General features: G+C 74.6%; 4 protein-coding genes. 1 reads left to right on the forward strand and 3 read right to left on the reverse strand.

Annotated elements, in window-relative coordinates; translation table 11 throughout:
- Window positions 1–140 precede the first annotated feature (140 nt).
- From IMZ35_RS30135 to IMZ35_RS30145, 3 genes are read right to left on the reverse strand one after another with little or no spacing between them, the layout of a single operon-like run.
- Window positions 141–1,358, reverse strand: coding sequence for an acyl-CoA dehydrogenase family protein (locus IMZ35_RS30135; RefSeq protein WP_199444616.1), 1,218 nt, complete (start codon window positions 1,356–1,358; stop codon window positions 141–143).
- On the reverse strand, window positions 1,358–2,386 hold the full coding sequence (locus IMZ35_RS30140; protein ID WP_199444617.1) for a phosphotransferase family protein: 1,029 nt from the start codon (window positions 2,384–2,386) through the stop codon (window positions 1,358–1,360). The genes IMZ35_RS30135 and IMZ35_RS30140 overlap by 1 nt, the downstream gene beginning before the upstream one ends.
- A complete protein-coding gene (locus IMZ35_RS30145; protein WP_199444618.1) occupies window positions 2,383–3,045 on the reverse strand; it encodes an HAD family hydrolase in 663 nt (220 codons plus the stop codon). Before IMZ35_RS30145 ends, IMZ35_RS30140 begins: the two co-directional genes overlap by 4 nt.
- Before the next feature lie 201 nt (window positions 3,046–3,246).
- Between IMZ35_RS30145 and IMZ35_RS30150 the strand changes: the two genes are divergently transcribed.
- On the forward strand, window positions 3,247–4,528 hold a 1,282-nt coding region (locus IMZ35_RS30150), incomplete at its 3' end, for an MFS transporter (protein ID WP_307869040.1).

Genomic DNA, 4,528 nt, shown 5'->3' on the forward strand with positions numbered 1-4,528 from the left:
CGCCCGGGGCGCCCCGCCCCCCGGCCCGCGCCCCCGGGCCGGCGTCCCGCCGCGCCCCCGGGGCGGGGGCGGCCCCGCCGCGCCGGGGGGGGGGGGCGGGGGCCCCCGCCCCGGGGGGGGGGGCCCCCCCGCGACCGGCGTCAGCCCGGCAGGTAGCGCTTGAGCTCGCGGCGGGCCAGCGAGCGGCGGTGCACCTCGTCGGGACCGTCGGCCAGACGCAGGGTGCGGGCCGAGGCCCAGAGCTGGGCCAGCGGGAAGTCCTGGCTCACGCCGCCCGCGCCGTGGGCCTGGATCGCCTTGTCCAGCACCCACTCCACCATCGACGGCGTACCGATCTTGATGGCCTGGATCTCGGTGTGCGCGCCCCTGTTGCCCACGGTGTCCATCAGCCACGCGGTCTTGAGCACCAGCAGCCGCGCCTGTTCGATGCGCACCCGCGACTCGGCGATCCACTCCTGCACCACGCCCTGCGTGGCGATCGGCCTGCCGAACGCCACGCGCTCGGTGACCCGGCGGCACATCAGCTCCAGGGCGCGCTCGGCCATGCCGATCAGCCTCATGCAGTGGTGGATGCGGCCGGGGCCCAGCCGCGCCTGCGCGATGGCGAAGCCCTCGCCCTCACCGGCGACGAGGTTCTCCGCCGGGACGCGCACGTCGCGGAACTCGATCTCCGCGTGCCCGCCGTGCCCGGCGTCGGTGTAGCCGAAGACGTGCATCCCGCGCTTGACGTGCACACCGGGGGTGTCGCGCGGCACGAGGATCATCGCCTGCTGCCGGTGCCGCTCGGCCTCGGGGTCGGTCTTGCCCATGACGATGAAGACCGCGCAGTTCGGGGCCATCGCGCCCGAGGACCACCACTTGGTCCCGTTGATCACGTAGGAGTCGCCGTCGCGCTCGATGCGGGTGGCGATGTTCGTCGCGTCGGAGGAGGCCACGTCCGGCTCGGTCATGCAGAACGCCGAGCGGATCTCGCCGTCGAGCAGCGGCCTCAGCCACCGCTCCTTCTGCTCCTCGGTGCCGAACTGCGCGAGCACCTCCATGTTGCCGGTGTCGGGCGCGGCGCAGTTGACCGCCTCCGGCGCGAGGTGCGGGCTGCGGCCGGTGATCTCCGCCAGCGGCGCGTACTGGAGGTTCGTCAGTCCGGCGCCGTGCTCGGCGTCGGGCAGGAACAGGTTCCACAGTCCACGAGCGCGTGCCTCGGCCTTCACCTGCTCGACGACGGGCGTGCGCGCCCACGGGTCGGCCGCCGCGGCGAGCTGCTCCTCCAGGACGGGCTCCGCCGGGTAGATCACCTCGTCCATGAACGTCAGCAGCCGGCCGCGCAGTTCCTCGGTGCGGGCGTCGTAGGCGAAGTCCATCACTTCTCCCTCGGGGTAGAGGCGGCCAGACCGTGCTCGACCAGCGGCAGGGTCATCGCACCGAGCGTGTCGAAACCGGCGCCCACGGTCTTGCCCGCCGTGAAGCGGAAGTGGATGCCCTCGATGATCACGGCGAGCTTGAAGTACCCGAACGCGACGTACCAGCCGAGCTGCGACACGTCGGCGCCGCTGCGCCGCGCGTAGCGCTCGACCAGCTCCTCGCCGGAGGCGAAGCCCGGCATGGTCGGGACGGTGCCGGTGACCGGGTCGTCGGTCTTGCCGGTGCCCTGCCAGTACACGCAGAGCAGGCCGACGTCGGCGAGCGGATCGCCCAGCGTCGCCATCTCCCAGTCCAGCACGGCGCTGATGTCCAGCGGATCGGCGGTGACCAGGACGTTGTCCAGGCGGTAGTCGCCGTGCACGATCGTCGCGCGCGCCGAGCGGGGCACGGACGCGGCGAGGCGGGCGCGCAGCTCGTCGATGCCTGGCAGCTCGCGGCTGCGCGAAGCGTCGAGCTGCTTGCCCCAGCGCGCGACCTGGCGTTCGAGGAACCCGTCGGGACGGCCGAAGTCGCCCAGGCCCACCGACTCCGGGTCCACGGCGTGCAGGTCGGCCAGCACGTCGACCAGCCGCTGCGAGAGCACGCCGGCCACCTCGGGGGTGAGCCACGGGCACTCGTCGCGGTGGCGCAGCGCCGTGCCGGGCACCTCGTCCATGAGGTAGAACGGAGCGCCGAGCACGTCGGTGTCGGTGCACAGCAGCTCGGCGTGCGGGACGGGCACGTCGGTCCCGGCGAGCGCGGAGATCACGCGGTGCTCGCGGGTCATGTCGTGGGCGGTGGCCAGCACGTGGCCCAGGGGCGGGCGGCGCAGCACCCAGCGGTGCTCGCCGTCGCCGATCCGGTAGGTCAGGTTGGACCTGCCGCCGGGGACGAGCTGAGCGGTCAGCTCACCGGCGCGCAGGCCGGGGCGGTGCTCGTCGAGGTAGGCGGTCAGCGGCGCCAGGCCGAGGCCGGGGAGGTCCGTCATGCGCGCACTCCGGTGAGGTCGGGGACGAGACCGGCCACGGCTGCGCGGGTGCTCGCCGCGTCGGTGTGCCGGAAGGCGTGCAGACCGGCGGACCTCGCGCCCTCGACGTTCGCGGGCGCGTCGTCGAAGAACACGCAGCGCGATGCGGGCAGGGCGAGCTGCTCCAGCAGGTGCTCGAAGATGCGCGGCTCGGGTTTGCGCATCCCGATGCGGCCGCTGATGACGACGACGTCGAACAGCTCGGCGAGCAGCTCCACGGGGTAGCCCTCGCCCCAGCTGTTGGACAACAGCGCGGTGCGCAGACCGCTGGCGCGGGCATCGCGGACCAGGCCGATCATCGCCTCGTCGGGGTGTGCGGAGCCGAACATGCGGCGCAGCAACCCCTCCGGGACGACGTCCGCACCGGTGGTGGTGATCAGCTCGGCCGCCAGCAGGTGTTCGAACTCGGCGACGGTGAGATCACCGGTCTCCAGGCGGAACACCGGGTTGCCCGGCAGTGCCTCGCGTCCCGTCCAGGCGCGCATGGTCGCCCGGTAGCGGTCGCGGTCGATGCTCTCGGAGGTCAGCCAGTCCCCGACGAAGGTCGGCACCGGGACGGTGAGCACGCCGCCCCAGTCCAGCACCAGTGCGTCGATCTGGCGTCGTTGCTCGTTGCCCACGGCAGGTCAGGGTACCGACCGGTCGGTATGTGAGCAATGGTTACGCTCGGACATCCTTTTCGCTACCGTCAGCAACGTGGGCGCACCGGGCCGAACACCTCCGCCTGCACCGGCGGGCGCACTCCTCGCGCCGGACGCGCACGCGACCGGCGTCCCACGACCACCGGCGTGCGGTCCCGGCGCGCGCACGGGACGCTGAGCGTGGCGACGTTCCGTGAGGTCTTCGGCGTCGGGGAGTTCCGCGCGCTGTTCGTGGCGCAGAGCGTGACGGTGATCGGGGACCAGTTCGCCAGGGTGGCGCTGTCGGTGCTCGTCTACCAGCGGACCGCGTCGGCGGGGTTGACGGCGCTGACCTACGCGCTGACGTTCCTGCCCGACCTGGTGGGCGGTCCGCTGCTGTCGGGCGTGGCCGACCGCCGTCCCCGGCGCCGGGTCATGATCGGCGCGGACGTGGTGCGCGCCGTGCTGGTCGCGGTGATGGCGGTCCCCGGCGTCCCGCTGTGGGCCGTGGCCGCGCTGCTGGTCGCCGTGCAGCTCGCGGGCGCACCCGGCGGAGCCGCGCGGGCCGCGCTGCTGCCGCACGTGCTGGAGGGCGAGCGCTACCCGGTGGGTCAGGCCGCGCTCAACACCGTCACCCAGTTCGCCCAGGTCGTGGGTTTCGCCGGGGGTGGCGCGCTGGTCGTGCTCCTGGGCACCGGAGGCGTGCTGCTGGCCGACGCGGTCTCGTTCGCCCTGTCCGCCCTGCTGGTGTGGCGGTGGGTGCGTCCCCGGCCCGCCGCCGCGGCGCCGGGCGGGGAGGGTTCCCGCTGGCTCACCGACGTCGCGGCGGGCGCGGCGCTGGTGTGGGGAGACCCGCGGCTGCGGGCGCTCGTGGCGTTCGCCTGCCTGTCGGGCTTCTACATCACCGGCGAGGCCCTGGCCGCGCCCTACTCGGCGGCGCTGGGGGCCGGTCCGGTCGCCGTCGGTCTGCTCTTCTCCGCCTGCGCGCTGGGCACGGCGATCGGCATGGTGCTCGTCGCGCGCCTGGCCACGCCCGTGCGGGTGCGGTGGATGCCCGCGCTGGCGGTCGTGTCGTGCGCGCCCCTGGTGCTCTGCCTGACCCGGCCGGACCTGCTGACGACGCTGCTGCTGTTCACCGTCTCCGGCCTGGGCAGCGCCTACCAGCTCGTGGCGAGCACCGAGTTCGTGCGGGCGGTGCCCGACGCGCGGCGGGGTCAGGCGTTCGGGCTGGCGGTGACCGCGCTGAAGGTCTCGCAGGGGCTCGGCGTCGCGGCGGCGGGACTGGCCGCCGAGCGCGTGCCGCCGCACGACGTCGTGGCGGCGGCGGGCGCCGCGGGCGTGGTGGCGGCGCTGGGGGTGACCCTCGTCTGGCACAGGTCGTGGGGCGCGGGGGGGGCGCGGGCCCGCAACCAGCCCCCGAGGGGGGGGGCACCCACCCAACCAGCGCGGGCGGGGGGGGGGGGCTCGCCCACGCGCGGCCGCG

The organism is Umezawaea beigongshangensis, assembly GCF_016464305.1.
Classification (GTDB): Bacteria; Actinomycetota; Actinomycetes; order Mycobacteriales; family Pseudonocardiaceae; genus Umezawaea_A; species Umezawaea_A beigongshangensis.

What these genes read in the sequence shown, in the direction of transcription:
- IMZ35_RS30135 (WP_199444616.1), bottom strand. Translation starts at nt 1,358, where the DNA reads ATGGACTTCGCCTACGACGCCCGCACCGAGGAACTGCGCGGCCGGCTG.
- IMZ35_RS30140 (WP_199444617.1), bottom strand. Translation starts at nt 2,386, where the DNA reads ATGACGGACCTCCCCGGCCTCGGCCTGGCGCCGCTGACCGCCTACCTC.